Here is a 21,570-nt window from a genome sequence, read left to right as displayed (position 1 = left end):
AACAGCATGGGCTTTTTTAATGTCAGTAGTTACTGTTTTAGTTGTAATATATTGCATATATTTAGTTGGAAAGCTGAAAAGGTAGCGTAATTGATTTGCTAAAAATCCATACTATGGTATAGATGAATAGCCTAATTAGTGTGAAAAATATTTGTGATGGGAAAAATGTACAAGACACTTGTCTTTATGTCCATTCCCTGGAATCAGCATTCTCCCCACCTTTGTATTGTCAACAAACAACAAATATTTCAAACATTAATTTAAATAAAAGCAACAATGAAAAATCTAATCTTAACAACAAGCCTGATCATTACCTTAATTACAAGCCAATTCGCTTTTTCACAAACCAAAAGAACTCCTGCCTCTGCCGGAAGAGCAGAATATATAGAAGTTGAACCTGGTGTGAAACTTCATGTAACCGATCTTGGCGTAGGACAACCAATTGTACTGATTCATGGATGGCCACTTAGCGATGAAATGTACGAATATCAATACCAGTACCTGGTAAGAAAAGGTTTCAGGGTAATCGGTATTACATTACGTGGTTTCGGTAAATCTGATAAGCCTTATGGAAAATACAATTTTGATGTTTTTTCTGATGATATTTATGCTGTTCTTCATACCTTAAAAATAGAAAATGCTGTCTTAGGTGGTTTCTCTATGGGCGGTGCCGTTACCATCCATTATGTAAATAAATATAAATCTGCACATGTAAGCAAGCTGGCGCTATTTGCTGCAGCGGCACCATCATGGAAACAACGCGCAGATTACAACTACGGAATATCTGAAGAAGGTGCTGCCGGACTGATCAAACAAACCATGACTAACAGAGAAGATCTGATAGGTGGATTAGGTGCAGCATTCGCTGCCAAAGGCACCACACTTCCAAAAAACACAGAGAAATGGTTAGAGAACATCAATCTATCAGCAAGCCCTTATGTCGTTACCGAATCTATCAGTGCCCTTGGCGATTTGGATTTGCGCCCTGTGCTTAAAAATATCACCATCCCTGTAGCCATTTTTCAGGGAACAAAAGATCAATTGATTGATTTTACCCTGGCAGAACAATTACAAAAAGGTTTGAAAAACTCATACATTGTAAAATTTGAGAATAGCGGACATGCACTTTTTGTTGAGGAGATGGATAAATTTAACTCGGAGTTGGAACAGTTTGCAAAAAAATAATTAAAAAATTACCTGTAGGTTTTGATATCTGCAGGTAATTTTCGTTTTAGCCATTATTAATGATCACGAAGAATATTTTTATCTTTAACTACTTGATTAGCGCTATTATGAAACAAAGCATTTTTGACGAAAACCTTAAAACCATCGGCATGTTAAATGTTGATTTACAAAGTATCGAAGTCATTAATTCTGAAGCATATAAATCCTATATCAAGGTGCTTTATCTTAGCGAAGGATTTGAAATAAAAGTAGATTTCAATATATATAACACTTCTGGTCCAACATTATTCTTCATCAGTCCAAATCAGGTTCTGAGCATCGAAAAACTTGGCGAGCAAACTGGTCGCTTAGTTTTTTATAACCGCGACTTTTATTGCATACAGTTGCATGATGAAGAAGTTGCCTGCGATGGGCTCTTGTTTAATAACATCAACAATATGCCAATGACGGTGATCCCCGAGCAGGATGCTACTTTTATTGAATACTTGTTTTCGAGGATGGAAGACGAATTTGAATTGAAAGATGGCTCTCTGGAAGAAATGATCAGAACATATCTTAAACAGCTGTTGATCAAGTCGACACGATTATGGAAAGTACAGCACTTAGAAGGGGTGATGGCGGCCAGACCCAATAATGACCTCGAGTTTTTCAGGAAATTTACACAATTGGTTGAAGCTCAATATAAACAAAAGCATAATGTTGCCGACTATGCCGACTTATTATTGATCGCACCAAAAACCCTAACCCATAGATTTAAGCGGCTGGGACTTCCTCAACCGAACGAAATCATTAAGACCAGGATAATATTAGAGGCAAAGCGGCTTCTGGTGCATACTGATAAATCTGCAAAAGAGATCGCTTATAGCTTAGGCTATGATGATCCTGCATACTTTAGCAGGTTATTTTTCATTAAAACCGGCGAACCACCATCTAGCTTCAGGTCTAAGTACCTAAGTGTGCAGGAAACGAAACAGCAATAGTCTTTCGTACTTAATTTAAGTTAAAGAACTCGTTTGTCACTCTGAGTATCGTCGAAAGGCCTAGTTTTGTGTTTTTGGCTTGATAAAATCTCCTAAATAACTGCACTCTTCTGCTGCAACAGCATAAAAAGGCGTTTTTGCATAATTAAATCTTAATTCTTTTAGGTAAGGGTTGTTGTAATTTGCCTTGATAAAGTTTCTCCATTTTACATCCTTTTTATCGTAATAATAAAATGAAAGCGGGTTTGCATTCATGATGATTTGTTTTTGCAAACATTTTGCCAGCATAAAGGTACATTTTGCTTTAAAATCGACATTGGTACTAAGTGCCCTGGCCTTTAAATACCATGCTTTTGCAGTCTGTGCTTTTTTGTAATCGCCATCGTATACATATTTTGCAGGATTGCTGTTATCGTAAGATGACCAATCGTAACTGATTAAAAACCAACTGTTGCCATAGTAACCAGTTTGGTAAACGGCATTAGCCATTTTATAATAGTAAAGCGCAGCATTCTTTTTATCGCTAATGGTTAATTTCTGCAAGCGAAGCATTTCTGCAGCAAAAGCCTTTTTGGTAATAGATGTCTTGGCTGTTACATACTTTTTAGGGAAATCGTTAATGGTTTCAATAAAAGGATTGGCATATAATTTAGTATTGGCTTCATCTGCATACCAATTATCTGGATTAAAATATTTGTAGCCTGGCGAAACCTTTGCAAACATTTGCACAGCCTTATCATATTGATGTGTTCGCAGATAAGTTGTACCATAAAGCTCATAAAAATCATCGTTTTTAAGCTGGTTTAAAGCCGAAGCCAATAAGCCGGTAACATCGTTACCTGCGGACTTGGTTTTATAAACAGCTAAGCCTTGCATACTTTTCGGACTTAAGTTTTTCTGCCAAAAAGAGATACTTTGGTAACTCATATTCTGGAAAAGTGAATTCTCTTTTAGCGTTTTATATTCCAGATCACCTTTAACCATTGCTAGTGCTGCTTTCGCCGTATCGCCCATATTCAAATAAGCTGGTGCCAATATTTGTTGGTAAAAATTCCTGGTCGTTCTGCTAAAACGCTTTTCAGCCTGATCGCTATCGTAATACTGTCCGTTTGACTGACTTTTATTTTCTGCGAAACGTTTTTCGTCCAGCCATTTTAAAGTAGGCAATAAGTCATTTTCATTAAAAGGATTGCCTTTTTTGATGTTTTTAGCCTTAATTAATAAATCGGTAATGCGATATTGGTCGCGCAATCTTTCTGGTAATTTATCAGGTTTTAATAGCGCAAGGTAATTTGAAGCCATGAAATCTTTATTCTCCATCCACGATAAGTAGGCAGCTGTTAATGTACCCAATTCTGGCTGTGGATATTTCTTCTCCGTGGCCAGTTTTACGGCAAAATTCCTGATTTCATTCAGGTGTTTTAAGTTGATATTTTTTAAACTGTCTTTATATTTAGGATTGCCATTATCAGAAAAGTAATAGTTATAACCAATTTTGGCAATGTCGCTTGCTTCAATAAGATCTTGCTCTAACTTATTTACTTCGCGTACCAGTAATGTTCCGTTCAGCAGGCTTTTCGGTTCGTACTGATAAACTTTATTCAAACTTTCTATTCCCGAATCGGCATTTCCGAATCCATTTATGGCCCAGATATTGGCTTTTTCGTTATTGGTTTTGGCATATTTTAATGCACCTTGAACAGGCGAACTGTTATAATAATAATTTTTATAAGCTTGTATCCTTCGCTCCGGATTGCTGGCGAAAACCTTTGAAAATAAAAAGGCCGATTCTTCCGGATTACCCAACCTGCGAATCGATCCGGCATATAATGCCAATGCCCAACCCTTAATTGCACTGTTTACCTTACTTGTTTTAATATACGTTTCGTAAGTTGATTTGCTCTCCGTATGCAGGCCTGCAAAATGAAACATACGTTCAGACTGGTAAGCATAACGTAATTTTAGAAAATCGTCTTTTGCAGCTTCCGTTAATTTTAAAGCTTCTTTGGCTTTGTCAGTCATTGCGGCTGTATCGCGTGGTTTTGGATCCCAAAGGTCGAAATTTACATTGGCTAAAGGTTCGCAGCTCTTGGCGAAAAGATAATACTTTAAGGGCTCCTCGCGCTTGCTTAACGCTTGAATAAAACTGTTTTGTTGTAAACTATCGGGTAGTTGTGAAATGTTGCCGTCAAAATTTACCAGCTTTACATCAGTGGCACTGTCTGTTTTATACATTACCTTTAATACATCCTCTTTTTTAACATTAAGGTATTTAGCCCATTCGCGGCTATTGATATCTGGCTCACTTTCTACATCCGTTTCGCTATTCAGGTAAGCCATCTGGTTGTAGGCAAAAGGAGAATATTCATCACCTTCAACATTGTTGTGAAAATAAGTGACATAATAATCGTAAGGATCTATTTCACCGCCACAGGCAAGATTTACGGCAATTTCGCCGAAAAAGGTAATCAGGAATACACTAAAAACTAGCGATAACTTTTTGAAGGTTTTCATTGGTAAAATGTTTTAAAAGGTCGGTGTCTAAATGGTAGAAAACGAGATTCCGGTCTCTTGGAGTCAAATATCGGGATAAAAATTTGGAGGTAGCAAGTAAATCTTTAGCGGAAACCTGTTCCCATCTTACCACATCTCCTTTTTTCAGCCCAGCGGCAGGATAATCAGTCAGTAAATCGTATAGAATGGAATTTTCGCGCTGTTTAAAAAGCTTCTTGTCACCGATCTGAGTTTTGCCGATCCGCTTAGAAATACCTGCATATTTTCCGTTCCTGAATACCACTGCCCATTCAAAAAGAGGTAAGGCAACATCAAGTGGCAAAGGGTATTGTTCAAGGTAATCTTTGAGGTATAGATCCATTTCATGCTGGTCCAATATCGAATTTTGATCACCGTATTTTCGCAGGTTGCCCATGTTGTAACACATTAAAATCGCCTTTTCTACTGGCGGCACACCGCTTGATACAATATTTTTAACCTGATGCAGGCGCAGGGTTACCGAAATGGTCTTTCCCTTTAAAAGCGGATTCGCCTTTAACTGTTCGAGAAATTTAAAATACCTGTTTCTGGTGCCTTTGGTCCAATCGCAATCAATCTGAAGTTCACGATAACCTGGCTTTCCGGCCTGTTTTACCTTTGCAGCTACAAATTTGGCAATTCGATCGGCCATTACGATAGTTTGCAGGGTGTCAATCTTATTAAAAACCTGGTTAACAATAAACACTACAGGTATAATATCGGGTTCTTTAGGTATGGGATCCGAAAATTTTATGGGCGAAACAGGTACGGGAAGTTGCAGATCGGGATTAAAATCTACATCCATGATCCGTACATACAAAGATTTTGATTTAAACTGATTGAGATAAGCAGTTTCTACTTTCTTGTCCTGGTAATCTGTTTTCCAGTAATAAAATGTAGGGTTAACAACTGTTTTTTGTTTGCAGCCAAAGAAGAGAAATATAAAAATCACTAAAATACTTATCTTGCGCATATTAATTTTGTTAGCAAAAGTACTATAAAATGCGGGCAGTTTTACAAAGAGTTACACAAGCAAGTTGCACCGTTAATGGTGAAATAACAGGAGCAATTGAAACTGGATTTTTAGTGTTATTGGGAATTGAGGATGCCGATACTTTAGAAGATCTGGATTGGTTAGCACAGAAAATTATCGGCATGCGTGTTTTTGGCGATGAAAATGGCATGATGAACAAAGCACTTGCCGACGTGAGCGGAGATATTTTACTGATTAGTCAGTTTACATTATTCGCCTCAACTAAAAAAGGGAACCGTCCAGGTTTTACACGGGCCGCGCGACCAGATGTAGCCATTCCGCTATATGAGAAAATGATCGAAAAACTATCAGCTTTATTGGGTAAAAAAGTAAAAACCGGAATTTTTGGGGCCAATATGAAAATCGCTTTGTTGAATGATGGTCCGGTTACAATTTTGATTGATACAAAAAATAAGGAATAATTTTGAACATTATGGCGTAACTTATTAAGCCTTGAATGGTCAAAAAACAATATTAATTTATTCCAAAATTTTTAACCTAAGCTAATATGAAGGATAAAAACCCGAGTCGTTTAACTGAATATGGTTGTCTGGTATTTTTTTTAGGGCTAAAATTAATTTTATCTTTTGTATTGGTTAATTCGGTTTACGAATTACAACGTGATGAATTTCTCCATTTAGATCAGGCCAACCACTTAGCTGCAGGTTTTACCTCAGTTCCGCCTCTAACCTCGCTTTTTTCATGGCTGATTAAAGCTTTTGGCAATGGTGTTTTTATGGTAAAGCTAGTGCCTGCATTAATAGGTGCCACAACCATATTGTATTGCAGGAAAATTGTCGGTTTTTTAAAAGGGAATTTATTGGCCAAATGTTTGGTTGCCATAGCCTGTATATGTTCTTCTCTGCTTAGGCTAAATACCCTTTACCAGCCCAACTCTTTCGATGTTTTATCGTGGACTGCTATATTCTATTACTTGCTGAGATATTTCGATGAAAAAGAAGCTAAATATCTGTATGCTTTTGCTGTTTTTGTGGCTTTAGGATTTTTAAATAAATATAATATCCTTTTTCTGATTATTGGATTGTTACCAGCCATAATTATTTCCTCAAATCGAAAAATATTTGCCGATAAACACCTTTACCTATCAGTTTTACTGGCGCTTTTAATTATTTTTCCCAATATAATCTGGCAGATTAACCATCACTTCCCCGTGTTAACCCACATGAAACTTTTGCGGGCCACGCAATTGGTGCATGTAAACCGGATCGATTTTTTTATCGGGCAGTTTCTCTTTTTTATCAGTTCAATTTTTATCCTTCTGGCGGGGATCGGAAGTTTGATTTTTTATAAAGATTTCAGGAAATACAGCTGGATTATTTTAACCTATATCATTACCCTAATCGTATTTAGCTATTTTAAAGCAAAAGATTATTATGCTCTGGGTTTATACCCGGTTTTATTGGCTTTTGGTGCTGTTTATTTAAGTCGGGTTTTAGCGAAGAAACCTATACTAACGGGCTTGCTGTTCGCTTTTAATATAGGCACCTTTATTTACCTGTTACCACTTTTGATGCCGGTTTATAGTCCTGACGAAATTATTGCGCACCATAAAAGGTTCGAGCGGGTAGGGGCATTGCGTTGGGAAGATGGAAAAAATCACGAGTTGCCACAGGATTATGCCGATATGCAGGGCTGGAAAGAATTGGCAGCACTTGTTGATTCCGCTTATGGAAAAGTTAAAGATAAATCTACCGTATTGGTACGTGCCGATAATTATGGACAAGCAGGTGCAATCAATTATTATTCAAAATATAAAAACATCAATGCTGTATCGTACAATGCCGATTACCTGTATTGGTTTAACATGGATAAGCCGGTTAAAGATTTAATTTTAATAGAATGGGCTGGTGATGAAGACCCTCAAAGGAAGAGAGAGCAACCATTATTTGACAAAATTACTAAAATTGGCGAATTGAAAAATCCTTATGCCAGAGAAAAAGGTGCGGCAGTTTTTTTACTGGAAGGCGCAAAAAAAGAAGTTACCGGAATCATAAAATCAGAAATAGAAGAAGAAAAAAATGACCATTAACGAAGCACAGGAAACAGTAGACCGTTGGATTAATACCACAGGTATCCGTTATTTTAACGAATTAACCAACACCGCCATTTTAATGGAAGAAGTTGGGGAGGTTGCACGGATTATGGCCCGTAAATACGGCGAACAGTCGTTTAAAAAGAGTGATGAAACTGTAAACCTGGCCGATGAAATGGCTGATGTAATGTTTGTTTTAATCTGTCTGGCAAATCAAACGGGTATCAACCTTACCGATGCTTTAGAAAAGAACCTCGCGAAAAAAAGCATACGCGATGCCGACAGGCATAAGAATAACGAGAAACTTAAATAAGTCTGGAGTCCTTAGTCGGGAGTCCGAAGTCTAAGCGACGAACTCCATCAAACTTCTATAGGCTACAAAACGGTTTTTAAACCTTTCGTTTAATTCGGCCTGTAAAGCTGGTGCAAATGTTTCCTGGTATTTATTGTAGTTATCTAGTGTTTCTACAACGTACTGTGTACAGTAAGTAACTCCTTCGTTAGGTGAATCAACAACCTTTAATAAACGGTTAGAAACAAACAGACCTGTTGCCATCACTTCAGGGATGTGAACATCCTGCATCCATTGTAACCATTCTTCGGCTGCTGCATCTTCGAGGATGAGCGTAACATTATATAAAAACATGCAACAAAGGTAGATAATATATAAATGTTAAAAAATTGACGACAGCAGATTTTATTCTTCAAGTGTTATTATCCAATTAAATTCATAGTATCCTTTATTTAGTGATACGAAATAACGCCACTCAAAAGTAGATAACTCCACACGCAATTACATTTACATGTGCTAATCACCGTACCAGGGTTTTAATTTTAGCCGGAAATTGCTTCATTTTGTTGTTAATGTTAACTATCATTGTAATGGAAGCATAAGTTATCTGCAGTATCATAATGATTACCATCACCACATCTTTAACTAAAGATCTTGAAGGAATTCTTGAACTTCAAAAGCAAAACCTAAAACAGGATTTAACACCAGAGCAAATTAAATCCCAAGGGTTTGTTACGGTTTCGCACTCGCTAGATGATTTGGAAAAAATGCATCAGCATGAACCCAATATTATTGCAAAAGATGGTGAATTGCTTGTTGCTTATGTGTTGGCCATGACCGAACAATCTAAAAATGACATTCCAAGACTGGTTGAAATGTATGAAAGTTTCGATCACATCATATATCAGGAGAAACCCATTTCTAATTATCATTATATTGTAGTTGGACAGGTTTGCGTAGCGCACGATTATAGAGGGAAAGGCTTATTTGATAAATGCTACAATGCCTATAAAGATTACTTTAAAAAGAAGTACGATTTCGCAATAACTGAAATTGCCAGTATTAATTTAAGATCGATGAATGCTCACAAGCGTATCGGATTTGAAGTGATTTACACTTATACAGATAGTAGCGATGTAGAATGGAATGTAGTGGTTTGGGATTGGAAAGCTTTTAATTAGTATCTTCATTCAAACGCTTCATTAAATATTTATGAATACTGATTTTGTAACCTTCCAAAGATTTAATGATCGAGCAGCAGCTTTAGCGCTAGCAGAAACATTTAGAGAAAACGGGATTGAGTGTGGATTGGAGGATGTTTCTGAAAACTTTGATGTTTCGTTTGCCAATAATGAAATAAATAAAGACTTTAGAATAAAGTTGAAGCCTGCCGATTTTGAACGGGCCGACACTTTGCTTTTGCAACTGGCAGAGAAAGATTTAGCAGATATCGATCCGGGTTACTATATTTTTGATTTCAGTAATGAAGAACTAAAAGAAATTATTGAAAAACAGGATGAGTGGAGCAGTTTAGATTTTTTACTGGCCAAAAAGATATTAAAAGAACGCGGTGTAGAGGTAAATGTTAGTCAGATACAAACATTTAAAGAAAAAAGGTTAGAAGCGTTAGCTAAACCTGTAGAAAGTCCAAAGGTGCTGATTGTAGCAGGCTATATTTTGGCTTTTTTTGGCGGATTAATTGCCATCATTATCGGAGCTTATTTACGAACGCATAAAAGAACATTGCCTAACGGAGAAAGGGTTTTTGGTTACGCCGCTTCAGACAGAGCGCATGGGGAAAGAATTTTGATTATCGGCGTTCTCACACTGATTCTTTCAGCTACATATCAATGCTTTAAATATATTTAGGGCAAGTTAAATTAGCTAATTTACTAAGAAAATTTTAATGGTTTTAGTGGATGTAGATCTCTCCATTTCGTTGCACTTCATCCGATAGCTATCGGATCTAGATGACGATAATAGTTTAGCGATAGACGTTTGGAGTCAGTTACCGGTTTAAACAATTAACCGTTTTGACTATCAACTATTGACCAATAAGCATTTTGCAGTTTATAATTCATTTAACCAATTAACCCGTTTACCACCAATGAACCAATGACTAATGAACCCTTTAGACCCCGTCTCCGCGTAGATTCCTAAATCTCTTTCTTGCCTCAGCGCTGAACATGCTTCCAGGATAATCTGTAATCAGCTTTTGAAAATATATTTTCGCTTGTGCAATATCGTTCAGTTTCTTTTCGTACAGATCACCCAGTGTAAATAGTGCATCATCTGTCCAGATTCCTTCTTTAAAATCTTCGGTTACTTTTTTAAGGATATCAGCAGCTTTTTGAAAATCGTTCGCTTTAATAAAAATTCGCGCTTTACTCATCATTATTGCATCAGTTAAGCTATTTTGAGGATAGGCAATCGCAATGCTATCCATTTTTTTTACTGCTTTTTCGGGTAGATTTCTAAATAAGAACATTTCTGCATCAGCATACATTTTTAAGGCGTTGCTATCAGCTGGTGTTTGGATATTATCGCTAATCAATAAACTCAGGTTTAATGCATCATTCGCAATAAGTTGTGAAGTAGCGGCCTTTAAAACCAAACACTGACCATTGCTGTATTCGAAATTGCCCTGATAAAAGGAGAGTTTGGCGCTGCGGAAACGGGCTTCGTTGCCTACAGACTGCCCTTCGAACTGTTTGCTTACCTGCTCGTACACTAAAAAAGCTTCCCAGGGTTGGTTGGTTAAAATGTAAATGTCGCCTAAATCGAGTTTTAGGTGGCCTAAGTCCTGATCGTTAATCCCAGGCATTTTTATTGCTTCTTCCAGTTCTTTTTCAGCACTGCCGGGTTGATTTAAATAATAAGCCTGCAAGTTTGCCAGTTTTTTTATGGCAAAAAGTGTGTTCCTGTTCTTGCCGTTTTCGCTCAATAATGCCTGATAGTCTTTCGCCAGCAGATCAAGATCCGCAACGGTATATTTCCCTGTAGTACGTAGGTTGTACCTGGTATTCAGCATTTCTATTTTTGAAGGAAGATAATACTGGTTATCTTTCCCTTTGGTTAGCAGATAATCGTAGGCTTTAATCGCTGTTTCATAAGCGCCATTATCAACAAAGGTATAAATGGTGTTAAACAGGCTGCCCCCGTCAGCTTTGGTACGTTTATCGTATGCGATAAGCTGGCGCAGGGCCATGTCAAATTCCTGTTGTTGAATATAGTTCCAGGTAAGTAACTGGATATAAATTTCGGCATCAGGCTCTTTCTGTACTTTTTTTAAAATAGCTGTCTGAAAAATTTGATAATCGTTTTTATCTTCAAAAATAGAAGATAATACAGTTTCTGCCTGCGGTAAAAGCTGTGGCATTGCTGCAAGTACATCAAGATACTCTTGCATGAGCATGGGCTTGTCTTTTTTGAAACGATAAATATTCAACAGTTCGAAAGTAAAAGCCTGCTCGTTGCCCAACAATTTTCGCCCTTGTTTAAAGGTTTGAACAGCAAAATCGTAATTTTCAAAACGATAAAAACTGTTGGCCAGGTTTCTGATCCTAAATTCTTCTTTTGGTAGTTTTGAAATTACCTCATTAAAAATTTTATTGGCCGCCTGTATATCGCCTTTTTCCTGGTACAGCTTGCCCAGGGCTATGGGATAAAGCTCGCTTTGTGGATTTTTTTTAATTTCCCTTTTAACCACTTTCTCTGCTACATCATAATGTTTTAATTTTAACAAGGCATTAAAATAAATATCGAAATAAGCTTCGTTATTGGGGATGGCATAGAGTTTTTCCAGTAGCACAATTGCCTTTTCATATTCTCCATCCTGATAATATTGAATAGCCAGACTACTTTCATCTGGTGCAACCTGCCGGTTGGAACGAAAGATCTGCGCATTGGCCCCAAGCGATAGAAATAAGACTACGATGAAAAACAAGCGGTTCATAAACCCTAAATTATAAGTTTTAAATGTAACATTTTAATACTTCTTTAGCTAAACCGTCAATTGATATTAAACGTATTTTAAATGTTACCTGTATTTTATTTTGTAGATATTTTATAAATACTAAATTGAACCACAACTTATTATTGATTGCATAAGGTAACATTGTTGGTGTAAATCGGGGTTAAGTAGTTGTGATGCTTATTTTTGCCATCCCATAAAGAATTTATTTATGCTAAAAAGGATTTTTCTCTTGTTAATGGTTGCATTGATTTGCGCTTGTAAAGGCACAAACCATGATACTATTCCTGTAGACGATTTTTTTAAAACACAGGATAAAGCCTACTATCGCATTTCTCCAGATGGGAAAAGTTTATCTTATTTAAAGCTTCATGATAAAAAACTTGATCTTTTTGCAGAAGATCTTGCCACCGGAAATAGCATTCAGTTAACCCATCTCAATGGGAAGAATATCAGTTTCCATTTCTGGACCAGCAACAATGAATTGATTTATTATACCGAGGATGGATCTAAAGAACGCAGGTCTGATATTTTTGTGATCAATAAAGATGGGAGCAAGCAGGTGCAGTTGAGTGCCAATGAGAAAAATAGGCTGAGGGTGATAGAGGATCAGCTGATTGATGATAAATACATTATTGTAGCTTCCAATAAACGCGATTCGACAGTTTTTGATGTGTACCGCTTAAACGTGCGGGATGGAAAAATGGAGATCGCTGCAAAAAATTCTGGTAATATTACTAAATGGATGACCGATAGTAAAGGTGTTCTTAAAATTGCCATTGCCAGCGATGGAGTGAACGAAACCCTGATGTACCGCGAAAAGGAAAATCAGGCTTTTGCACCCGTAATTACCAATAATTTCGAAACTACTTTTCAGCCAATTGCCTTTTCAGAAGATCAACCGAATGTACTTTATGCGATCTCAAGCGTTAACCGCGATAAAAATGCACTGGTAGCGCTTGATTTAAAAAACGGTAAAGAAAAACAGGTTCTTTTTGCAAACGATACCTTAAACGTGGTAGATGCAACCTACTCCCGTTTCCGGAAAAAGATGCTTTTTGCAACCTGCGAAACCTGGAAAAGAGAAAAATTTTACCTTGATGACAGTACAAAAGTAGCTTACTCAAGGATTGATAAACTTTTACCCGGTACTGAATGGGTAATTATGGATAGGGATAAAACGGATAAAGTTTTTGTGATACGCACCTTTACTGATAAAAATCCTGGTTCTTATTATTTGTACACAGCTGTTGACAAAAGGCTTAAAAAGCTTACTGATGTAAGTCCTTCCATTAAACCGGAAGATATGAATGCCATGAAGCCGATCAGCTTCAAAAGCCGCGATGGTTTAACCATTAATGGCTATTTAACCCTGCCTAAAAATAAAAACGTGGTTAACTTACCCGTGGTTGTGCTGCCACATAATGGTCCTAAATCGAGAAATAGCTGGGGCTACAATGCTGAAGTACAATTTTTAGCCAACCGTGGCTATGCCGTTTTGCAGGTAAATTACCGCGGTTCCACCGGTTATGGGAAATCATTTTATGCTGCAGGTTTTAAACAATGGAGCGATAAAATACAGGAGGATGTTAACGACGGTGTTAAATGGCTGGTTACAGAAAAAATTGCTAATCCTAAAAAAATTGCCATTTACGGTAATGGTTTTGGAGGCTATATTGCTTTAAATTGTTTGTATAAAAATCCCGATCTTTATAAATGTGGCGGATCAAATTCTGGCGTGATTAACCTTTTTAGTTACCTGAAAACTTTTCCTCCATTTTTAAAGGCCAAATTACAGATGTACTATGAAATTGTAGGCAATCCGATAACCGAAACTGATTATATGCGTTTTGCTTCACCTGTTTTTCATGCAGACCGGTTTAAATCTCCTGTTTTTATTGCCCAAAACCCTAAAGACCCAAGTGTTAATGTAGCAGAAGGCGTACAGTTTATCAAAGAACTTAAAAAAAGGAATGTTCAGGTTACTTATATTGAAAAAGAGGAAGGCCCTGATCCTGTAGTGCGCCAACAAAGCAGAACGGCTTTGTACAAAGCCCTGGAAGAGTTTTTAAAAGAAAATCTAGGTAAGAAATAGGTATGGCCTTAGATAAGAAAAGCAGTTACCGTAAAAATTTCTCCTTAGGGGTAACCTTCATTGTACTCATCTCCATTCTTTTTATCCTATCGCTTTTTCTTGCGTTCAACTATAGCAAAAAATCGATAGAGAATGATTTTGTTTCCGAAAAGGTAAATGTGCTTGAACAGAGTATTAAGCCTTACAATGATTTTTTTCAGAACAAAATGCCTGAGATATCTTATTACAATGGCTATTTGGATTCTTCTACTGCAGCAAAGTTTGTAGATACCGTGATGTTAAAATATCCCTTTATCTCGAAGGTTACTTTTTACGATACAGAAGTGAAGAATGTTCCTGTTAAAGATGGGATCAATGCAAACCATCTGGGTATTGGTCCAAAATCTATTTTCCAGTTTGGGAAAGGAATAAGGCCCGATTCGGTAAAGTTGTATTCTGAAGATGATACGAGATCTTTTAATGTGGGAAGTGATTTTAATGCAATCGCGATTAAACTTGCCACTTTTGTTGAAGATCTCGATACCGTATCAGTACCTACACAAGAAGAACTGTTTACCAACTTTTCTATTGTTAATTCTAATGAAAATAAAATCACTTACTTAAATATTCCCCGACGTGAAGATTTAAGGGTTTATAAAGAGATGATCAGGCGGAAGTTAAATCCTGCACCTGTTTATCAACAGGATGTACTGGTTTTTAATCTTGATGCGCATAAAATTAAAATCATCAATACCAGGCCATTGTTGTACCAAACGATCAGGATTGAACCCCTAACTTATGATCCGATTGATACCTCAGACGAAAATATTAATACTGAAATAGCACTGCCGGGTGCATTTTCTGATTTTAAGTTATACCTCATTTCATCAAAATCTTATATCAAGAAAGAAATTTTTATTTACTTCATGCCAATTGCCCTGGTGTTATTGCTGGTATATGGGGTGCTTTTATTGGTTGCTTTTTTGATTTACCGTAATCTGAACATCAATAGTAAAATGTTTAAGTTGCAGTATGATTTTGTGAATAACCTTACACATGAGTTTAAAACGCCCGTTAGCGTAATTAAAATTGCAGGAAACAACATTAAAAGTGCTGCTACATTAAGCCAAAAGGAGCAGCAGCTCTATGGCAAGATCCTGGACGAAGAAGCCGACAAACTGAATGGTTTAATGAATAAATTACTGGCCTTTACGCAAATTGAAAATAAGGCCATTAAATTGAATCAGGAAGAAGTTAATATTGTAGACTTTATTGAAAGTACGATCGAATCGCATACGTTAAAACACCCCGATTTTAAAATAACATACGAGGTGGTTGGCTTTAAAACCTTTATCACCGACCCGGTGTTATTAGGGAGTTTGTTCGATAATCTGGCAGAGAATGCCTACAAATATTCAAAACCAGAACAGAAAAAATTACACATCAGTGCAAAGCTGATTAAAGGGGTACTGGTTTTCAGGTTTGCCGATAAAGGGATAGGCATCGCATCGTCAGAATTAAACAATATATTTAAGAAGTTTTTCAGGATACAGAATGAATATAACCAAATGGGTAGCGTAGGTCTGGGTTTGGCATTTTGCAAAGAACTGGTTAACTTTATGGAGGGAGAAATCTCTGTAAAAAGTAAAGTAGGTAGCGGTACTGAATTTAAAATCGTGCTGCCATACAATAGTTAAATTTTAGAGGTTGAAAAGTTAAATGTTAGAAGGTTGTAAAGTTGAATTAACCTTCAAGCATGGCAACATTTCAATATTACAATATAAACACACATAAATGTCTAAAGAAGTAAAAATATTAATCGTAGAAGATGATGAAAATCTTCGCTTTCTGGTGGCCCACCGTTTAAAGGCTGAAGGTTATACTATGCTTGAAGCAAACGATGGCGAAGCTGGTGAAAGAATGATTTTAGCCGATCAGCCTGATATTGTTTTATTAGATTGGATGATGCCTGGCAAACAGGGTGCAGAGGTTTGTGAGAATGTGCGTAAGCAAGGTTTCGAAAACCTGGTGATTATGATGACAGCAAAGGCTCAGGATGTAGATAAAATTGATGCTTATAACTTTGGTGCATCTGATTATATCACTAAGCCATTTAATATGGATGTTTTGGTAGCCATGTTAGAGAGCAAGGTGAAGTTTATCGTAAATAAAGATTCGGCCGAAATTCACCGTTTTGGCAATATGGAGCATCATCCTAACATCCATACGTTGTTTAGGGATGGAAAGAAAATCGAATTAACGATATTGGAAAACCGCATCCTCCTTTATTTCCTGCGTAATCCAGGCAAAGTAATCAACCGTGATGAACTAATGTTGGTGGTGTGGGGCTACAACTCTGATGTAAACACCCGTACGCTTGATATGCACATTGTACGCTTGCGTAAAAAGATAGAACTGAATCCTGATAATCCGCAGTTGTTACAAACGGTTAGAGGGGTAGGTTATCGCTTTAACGCGGGATAAGAAAATGATTGAGTTTTGAATGAGAGAATGTTTTAGGCATATCGCCCTATTCTCTCATTCCATCATTCTCTCATTCAAAATTATCTATGCCCTTTTAAGGGTAAATATAGTTATCTCAGGTAAAATACCAACCCTGCCCGGATAACCTAAAAAGCCATAGCCAACGTTAACGTAAAGCTGTTGTTTTTGCTCCTGATATAAACCTGCCCATTCTTTGTAAATGTATTGCACCGGGCTCCATTGATATTCTTTTAAACGAACACCAAATTGCATGCCGTGCGTGTGTCCGCTGAACATGGCGTCGATTTGCGGGTACTTCTGTAAAACCTCTCCACGCCAGTGCGATGGGTCGTGGCTTAACAAAAGTTTAACAGGTAAATCATCTGTATTTTGAACGGCAAGTTCCATTTTTCCATATTTTGGAAAGCGGCCCATTCCCCAGTTTTCAATACCTAAAATGCCGATTTCTTCTCCGTCAACCTTCAGCCTGCGGTTTTCATTCATCAATAAATCGTAACCCATTATTTTGTGAACCTCAACCATATCTTTCAGGTTTTTTACTTTAGCTGGCGATGATTCCTTCCCGAAATAATAGTCACCATAATCGTGGTTTCCTAATGATGAATATACACCAAGTGGTGCTTTAACTTTCGAAAATATATCCTGGTAATCCCTTACTTCGTTGGTGAGGTTGTTTACTAAATCGCCGGTAAAAAAAATAAAATCAGGCTTTTCTCCCAATAACATTTCTACACCACCTTTTACTGCGGTTTTGTTGTAGAAACTGCCCGAATGAATGTCAGAAATTTGCCCCATGGTAATGCCATCAAATGCCTTTGGCAGATTAGGAAGAATTAAGTTAACTCTTCTCACCTGATAATCATAAGCACCAGAAATAATGCCCCAGCTTAAAGAAGTTAAAGGAACGGCCGCTGCAACTAAGCCTGCTTTTACTAAAAATTGTGAACGTGATATGGGTTCTGCCTCGCTAATTGGCTGGTCTTTTATGATTTGTTTTTTTCTGAAAAATTTGATGAATAATCTTCGTAAATCATCCAGAATTAGAAATGGCAGCATCGCCATTTTACAGGCTACTGTTAAAAAGAAAGCGACTAGAATGATGGCTCTAAGCGTAAGGAAAAGATTAAGGTAAATTCCTGCGAAAACGCCAATGATTAACAGAATGCTATAACTCCAGTATAAAATACCGAAGATTTTTTTTGTTCTTGGTTTCCATTTAAAAACTGAAAGAATAGCTTTAAAAAAATAAATATCAAAAGCTGTAATGAGTATGCAGGCTGCAATGATGAAAGGTAATCTTCCCATATATCGGGTTATTCGATTTAAATTAAAAAATAAGGCAGGTTTTTACGACCCGCCTAAATTAAGTATTTGAACTAAATAAATTATCCAAAATTCGCTTCGGATGGTCTAAAAAGGATTTATAAACTCTGTAGATCTCAGACTCCTCATATTTTACTTTCGTTATTTTACCATCTGCCATTTCGTAAATCGTTGCATTCGGATAAGCGAGCAAAATCGGGGAATGGGTTGTGATAATGAACTGTGCATTTTTATCAATCAAATTGTCAAGTTTTGATAGCATTGCGATTTGTTTCGTGGCCGAAAGCGCCGATTCGGGCTCGTCCAGAATGTAAACACCGCTGCCGCTAAATCGGTGCATAAACAGCGACCAAAATGATTGCCCGTGAGATTGTTCGTGCAAAGAAACGCCACCGTATGATTCTATAAGTTTTGGTCCATTAGGAGAAAAAGGAACATCTTCGTCAAGTTTATCAATCTCACTTGCAACATTATAAAAACTTTCGCCCCTTAAGAAAAAACCATCTTTGGGTTTTCTGAAACTTTTGCTAATGGTTAAATAATGATGTAATTCTGAGTGTGTTGCTTTACTTGCAAAATTGAAATTTTTACTTCCACCCTCGGCATTGAAACCTAAGCTTACCGCAATGGCTTCAATCAGAGTCGATTTTCCAACCCCGTTTTCGCCGGTAAAAAATGTAACATTAGGATGGAAGTCTAATTTTTCAAAAGATTTTAAGCATGGAATATTAAACGGATATCCATTAGGAAGGTTCTCTTGTTTTAACCTCAGCGATAAAAGATATCCGTTAAACTCCATTAATTTTTATCTGAAATCGTCTTCATCCTCTTCTTCGTCAAATTCGGCATTAAATAAACTGCCAAACATATCAGAAAAGCCGAAGCCACCATTTAAAAAGTTTTTGCTCAGTTGTGAATATTCGGCTAAACCATGTAATACAAACTCCATTAAGAGCAGCGTTTGGTTTTCGCTCAGTTTGGGATGAAATTTCCTGACCAAATCATATAAGCCCGGTACCAGCATCAATGCCTTCTTATATTGCGAATTGGTTAAAGTATCTGTAACATCAACATTATTGCCTTCAGTAAACCATTCGGTTACTTCAGTATAAGGATTTGCCGTTTTACTTTTCTTTGCCTTTTCAGGGTCGGGGAAATAACGGGCAAACAAAGTTTTAACTGCCTTGCCAATTAAGGTAGTGGCTACATGCGCAGGTCCTTCTAATTCGCCTTCATAAACCAATTCTATTTTACCCGTTATGGCTGGGATAATTCCTGCAAGATCAGATAAACGTACAAAAGTATTTTTCTCGCCTGAGATTAGCATTCTTCTCTCTGCAGTGCTGATTAAATTTTCATAAGCAGAGATCGTTAATCTTGCTGATACACCCGATTTTTGGTCGATGTATTCACTTTTACGGGCTTCGAAAGCAATCTGCTCTATCAAATCTTTCACCAACCCATCAGCCTCAATATTGGCTTTCTGATCAGCTGTTAATTTGGCTTCCTGGAAGGTGATTTTGCGCGAAATTTCGATAGTCTTTGGGTAGTGGGTTAAAATCTGACTTTCGATCCTATCTTTTAGCGGTGTAACAATACTTCCGCGATTGGTATAATCCTCAGGGTTTGCAGTAAATACAAATTGAATATCCAAAGGCAAACGCAATTTGAAACCGCGGATCTGGATATCCTTTTCCTGTAACATGTTAAATAATGCCACCTGGATTCGTGCTTGTAAATCTGGAAGCTCATTAATCACGAAAATGCTACGGTGTGCACGTGGAATTAAACCAAAGTGGATTACACGTTCATCATTATAGGTTAACTTTAGGGTAGCGGCCTTTATGGGGTCAACATCGCCAATTAAATCGGCAACCGTAACATCCGGTGTGGCCAGTTTTTCAGTATACCTTTCGCTGCGGTGCAACCAGGCAATTTCGGTGTCGTCACCTTTTGTGGCAATTTCGTTTTTAGCATACCATGAAATTGGGTTCAACGGATCATCAAAAATTTCACTTCCGGCAACATATGGTACATATTCGTCCAGTAAGTTTACCATTAAACGGGCAATACGTGTTTTTGCCTGCCCGCGTAAGCCCAAAAGTAAAATATTATGGCGCGATAAAATGGCCGTTTGTAGCTCAGGAATTACGGTTTCATCATAACCGATAATGCCTTCGAATTCTGTTTTCTTATCACGTAAGACTTTAATCAGATTTTCTCTGAGCTCTTCTTTTACCGATCTCGATTTATATCCTGTGGTTTTTAATTCGCCTAATGTTTTTTCTTGCATTTTTTTTTATTTATCTGAGAGTCCGAAAAGTCCGATATCCGAAGTTTGGGTAATTAGCACTTGCACTATATCTTCCGCCTTCGGACTAAATAATTTCGACTATTTTACAGTTTTTCTTCTATTTTTAATGTAATCTTCAAAAATGTACTCTCCCAAGCCATTTAACGAGCTATAAAAAGCCCTGCCACCATTAATTTCGGTAAACTGGCGCACAAACTGTTGCAGGTAAGGGTCTTTCGCAATCATAAATGTAGTAATTGGAATCTTTAAACGCTTACATTGCGCCGCCATGTTCAGGGTTTTGTTAATTACTTTTCTATCCAAACCCATACTGTTTTTATAGTATTTGCCATTTTCTTTTAAGCAGGTTGGTTTTCCATCGGTAATCATGAAAATCTGTTTATTATGGGTTTTTCTTCTACGGAGTAAATCTGCAGCCAACTCTAATCCTGCATAAGTATTGGTGTGGTAAGGGCCAACCTGTAAATAAGGTAAGTCTTTAACACTAATCGGCCAGGCATCATTTCCGAAAACTACAATATCTAAAGTATCTTTAGGATACTTCGTTTTAATCAGCTCGGCCAAAGCCATGGCGACCTTTTTTGCCGGGGTAATGCGGTCTTCGCCATATAATATCATGGAGTGCGAAATGTCGATCATCAATACCGTGGAAGTTAAAGTTTTAAAATCCTTTTCCTCTACCTCCAAATCTCTGTCGGTTAATGTGAAATCGCCTATTCCATGGTTTATTTGAGCATTCTGGATAGAGGCTGTCATATCAATTTGGTCTAAACTATCACCAAAACTATACTCACGCCTATCCGCATTTTTCTCTTCGCCAATACCAGATTGGTTACTGTTGTGGTTACCACGACCAGATTTTTTCAGTTTCCCGAAAATTTCGTCTAAGGCAGACTTGCGGATGGTCTGTTCTGTTTTGGCCGTAATTTTAAACTCTCCAGATTGATTGTCTTCCGTAAGATAACCTTTGTCTTTAAGATCGTCGATAAAATTACCGATGCCATAATCATTATTAGTTAATTTATATTGTTTGTCGAGTTCGTTCAGCCAGCTTAAAGCCTCCGCTGCATCTCCTGCCGTATAATTCAGCAGTTCGCTAAATAATTTCAGCAACTCCTCAAACCCACCCTTTGGCGCATCGCCCGGCTTATAATCAGAAAAACGAAAACCTCTCATGTGCTTATATTAACGATTTATCGAAGATAAAAGTTTCGCTTTGCATTAATTTAAGCGCGGTGTCATATTTGGTGCGACGCAAAGACCTCGCAGGTTTTTAAAACCTGCGAGGTCTAAACTAAAAATTGCC

General features: G+C 37.3%; 18 protein-coding genes. 10 read left to right on the top strand and 8 right to left on the bottom strand.

The window, feature by feature from the left end:
* Window positions 1-276: 276 nt before the first annotated feature.
* Window positions 277-1,185 carry an alpha/beta fold hydrolase gene (locus IM793_RS19525; RefSeq protein WP_193424249.1) on the top strand — a complete coding sequence of 303 codons (909 nt, stop codon included), beginning with the start codon at window positions 277-279 and terminating at the stop codon, window positions 1,183-1,185.
* A 107-nt stretch (window positions 1,186-1,292) separates the two neighbouring features.
* On the top strand, window positions 1,293-2,165 hold the full coding sequence (locus IM793_RS19520) for a helix-turn-helix domain-containing protein (protein ID WP_193424247.1): 873 nt from the start codon (window positions 1,293-1,295) through the stop codon (window positions 2,163-2,165).
* 60 nt (window positions 2,166-2,225) lie between these two features.
* Here the strand turns inward: IM793_RS19520 and IM793_RS19515 are convergent, their stop codons facing one another.
* Together IM793_RS19515 and IM793_RS19510 are read right to left on the bottom strand one after the other, a co-directional pair.
* Entirely contained in the window at window positions 2,226-4,679 is a 2,454-nt protein-coding gene (locus tag IM793_RS19515) for a hypothetical protein (RefSeq protein WP_193424245.1), read from the bottom strand.
* Entirely contained in the window at window positions 4,645-5,670 is a 1,026-nt protein-coding gene (locus tag IM793_RS19510) for a hypothetical protein (protein ID WP_193424243.1), read from the bottom strand. The genes IM793_RS19515 and IM793_RS19510 overlap by 35 nt, the downstream gene beginning before the upstream one ends.
* A gap of 29 nt (window positions 5,671-5,699) precedes the next feature.
* Here IM793_RS19510 and dtd point away from each other — a divergent pair, with 29 nt between their 5' ends.
* From dtd to IM793_RS19495, 3 genes are all read left to right on the top strand, one after another.
* Window positions 5,700-6,152, top strand: a complete 453-nt coding sequence (dtd, locus tag IM793_RS19505) for a D-aminoacyl-tRNA deacylase (protein ID WP_193424240.1) — start codon at window positions 5,700-5,702, stop codon at window positions 6,150-6,152.
* An 86-nt stretch (window positions 6,153-6,238) separates the two neighbouring features.
* Entirely contained in the window at window positions 6,239-7,780 is a 1,542-nt protein-coding gene (locus IM793_RS19500; protein ID WP_193424238.1) for a glycosyltransferase family 39 protein, read from the top strand.
* The gene (locus tag IM793_RS19495; protein WP_193424235.1) at window positions 7,770-8,096 is read left to right on the top strand and encodes a nucleotide pyrophosphohydrolase; all 327 of its coding nucleotides are present in this window, start codon (window positions 7,770-7,772) and stop codon (window positions 8,094-8,096) included. Before IM793_RS19500 ends, IM793_RS19495 begins: the two co-directional genes overlap by 11 nt.
* Before the next feature lie 30 nt (window positions 8,097-8,126).
* On the opposite strand, the gene IM793_RS19490 is transcribed toward IM793_RS19495, so the two are convergent.
* Window positions 8,127-8,429: a DUF4286 family protein gene (locus IM793_RS19490; RefSeq protein WP_193424232.1), complete on the bottom strand. Its 303-nt coding sequence runs from the start codon at window positions 8,427-8,429 to the stop codon at window positions 8,127-8,129.
* Between the two features lie 266 nt (window positions 8,430-8,695).
* Here IM793_RS19490 and IM793_RS19485 point away from each other — a divergent pair, with 266 nt between their 5' ends.
* Together IM793_RS19485 and IM793_RS19480 are read left to right on the top strand one after the other, a co-directional pair.
* Entirely contained in the window at window positions 8,696-9,256 is a 561-nt protein-coding gene (locus IM793_RS19485) for a GNAT family N-acetyltransferase (RefSeq protein WP_193424230.1), read from the top strand.
* Between the two features lie 31 nt (window positions 9,257-9,287).
* On the top strand, window positions 9,288-9,944 hold the full coding sequence (locus IM793_RS19480) for a hypothetical protein (RefSeq protein ID WP_193424228.1): 657 nt from the start codon (window positions 9,288-9,290) through the stop codon (window positions 9,942-9,944).
* 262 nt (window positions 9,945-10,206) lie between these two features.
* Here IM793_RS19480 and IM793_RS19475 read toward each other — a convergent pair whose 3' ends face one another.
* The gene (locus IM793_RS19475; protein ID WP_193424226.1) at window positions 10,207-12,030 is read right to left on the bottom strand and encodes a tetratricopeptide repeat protein; all 1,824 of its coding nucleotides are present in this window, start codon (window positions 12,028-12,030) and stop codon (window positions 10,207-10,209) included.
* A gap of 229 nt (window positions 12,031-12,259) precedes the next feature.
* Here IM793_RS19475 and IM793_RS19470 point away from each other — a divergent pair, with 229 nt between their 5' ends.
* The 3 genes from IM793_RS19470 (at window position 12,260) to IM793_RS19460 (ending at window position 16,606) form a co-directional block, all read left to right on the top strand.
* Window positions 12,260-14,143: a prolyl oligopeptidase family serine peptidase gene (locus IM793_RS19470; protein WP_193424225.1), complete on the top strand. Its 1,884-nt coding sequence runs from the start codon at window positions 12,260-12,262 to the stop codon at window positions 14,141-14,143.
* A gap of 2 nt (window positions 14,144-14,145) precedes the next feature.
* The gene (locus tag IM793_RS19465) at window positions 14,146-15,819 is read left to right on the top strand and encodes a sensor histidine kinase KdpD (protein WP_193424224.1); all 1,674 of its coding nucleotides are present in this window, start codon (window positions 14,146-14,148) and stop codon (window positions 15,817-15,819) included.
* Between the two features lie 97 nt (window positions 15,820-15,916).
* Window positions 15,917-16,606, top strand: coding sequence for a response regulator transcription factor (locus tag IM793_RS19460; protein ID WP_193424223.1), 690 nt, complete (start codon window positions 15,917-15,919; stop codon window positions 16,604-16,606).
* Between the two features lie 84 nt (window positions 16,607-16,690).
* Here the strand turns inward: IM793_RS19460 and IM793_RS19455 are convergent, their stop codons facing one another.
* The 4 genes from IM793_RS19455 to IM793_RS19440 all read right to left on the bottom strand — a co-directional run bounded on the left by IM793_RS19455 (window position 16,691) and on the right by IM793_RS19440 (window position 21,440).
* A complete protein-coding gene (locus IM793_RS19455; RefSeq protein ID WP_193424222.1) occupies window positions 16,691-17,932 on the bottom strand; it encodes a metallophosphoesterase in 1,242 nt (413 codons plus the stop codon).
* 58 nt (window positions 17,933-17,990) lie between these two features.
* Window positions 17,991-18,749: an AAA family ATPase gene (locus IM793_RS19450; protein WP_193424221.1), complete on the bottom strand. Its 759-nt coding sequence runs from the start codon at window positions 18,747-18,749 to the stop codon at window positions 17,991-17,993.
* A 6-nt stretch (window positions 18,750-18,755) separates the two neighbouring features.
* Window positions 18,756-20,243, bottom strand: a complete 1,488-nt coding sequence (locus IM793_RS19445; RefSeq protein ID WP_193424220.1) for a sigma 54-interacting transcriptional regulator — start codon at window positions 20,241-20,243, stop codon at window positions 18,756-18,758.
* Window positions 20,244-20,342: 99 nt separating this feature from the next.
* Complete coding sequence (locus IM793_RS19440; protein WP_193424219.1) at window positions 20,343-21,440, bottom strand: VWA domain-containing protein; 1,098 nt, start codon at window positions 21,438-21,440, stop codon at window positions 20,343-20,345.
* Between the last annotated feature and the right edge of the window lie 130 nt (window positions 21,441-21,570).

It is taken from the genome of Pedobacter sp. MR2016-19, from assembly GCF_014947265.1.
Lineage (GTDB): Bacteria > Bacteroidota > Bacteroidia > Sphingobacteriales > Sphingobacteriaceae > Pedobacter.
The sequence above is the reverse complement of the archived record's forward strand: the minus strand, read 5'-3'. Positions and strand labels throughout refer to the sequence as shown.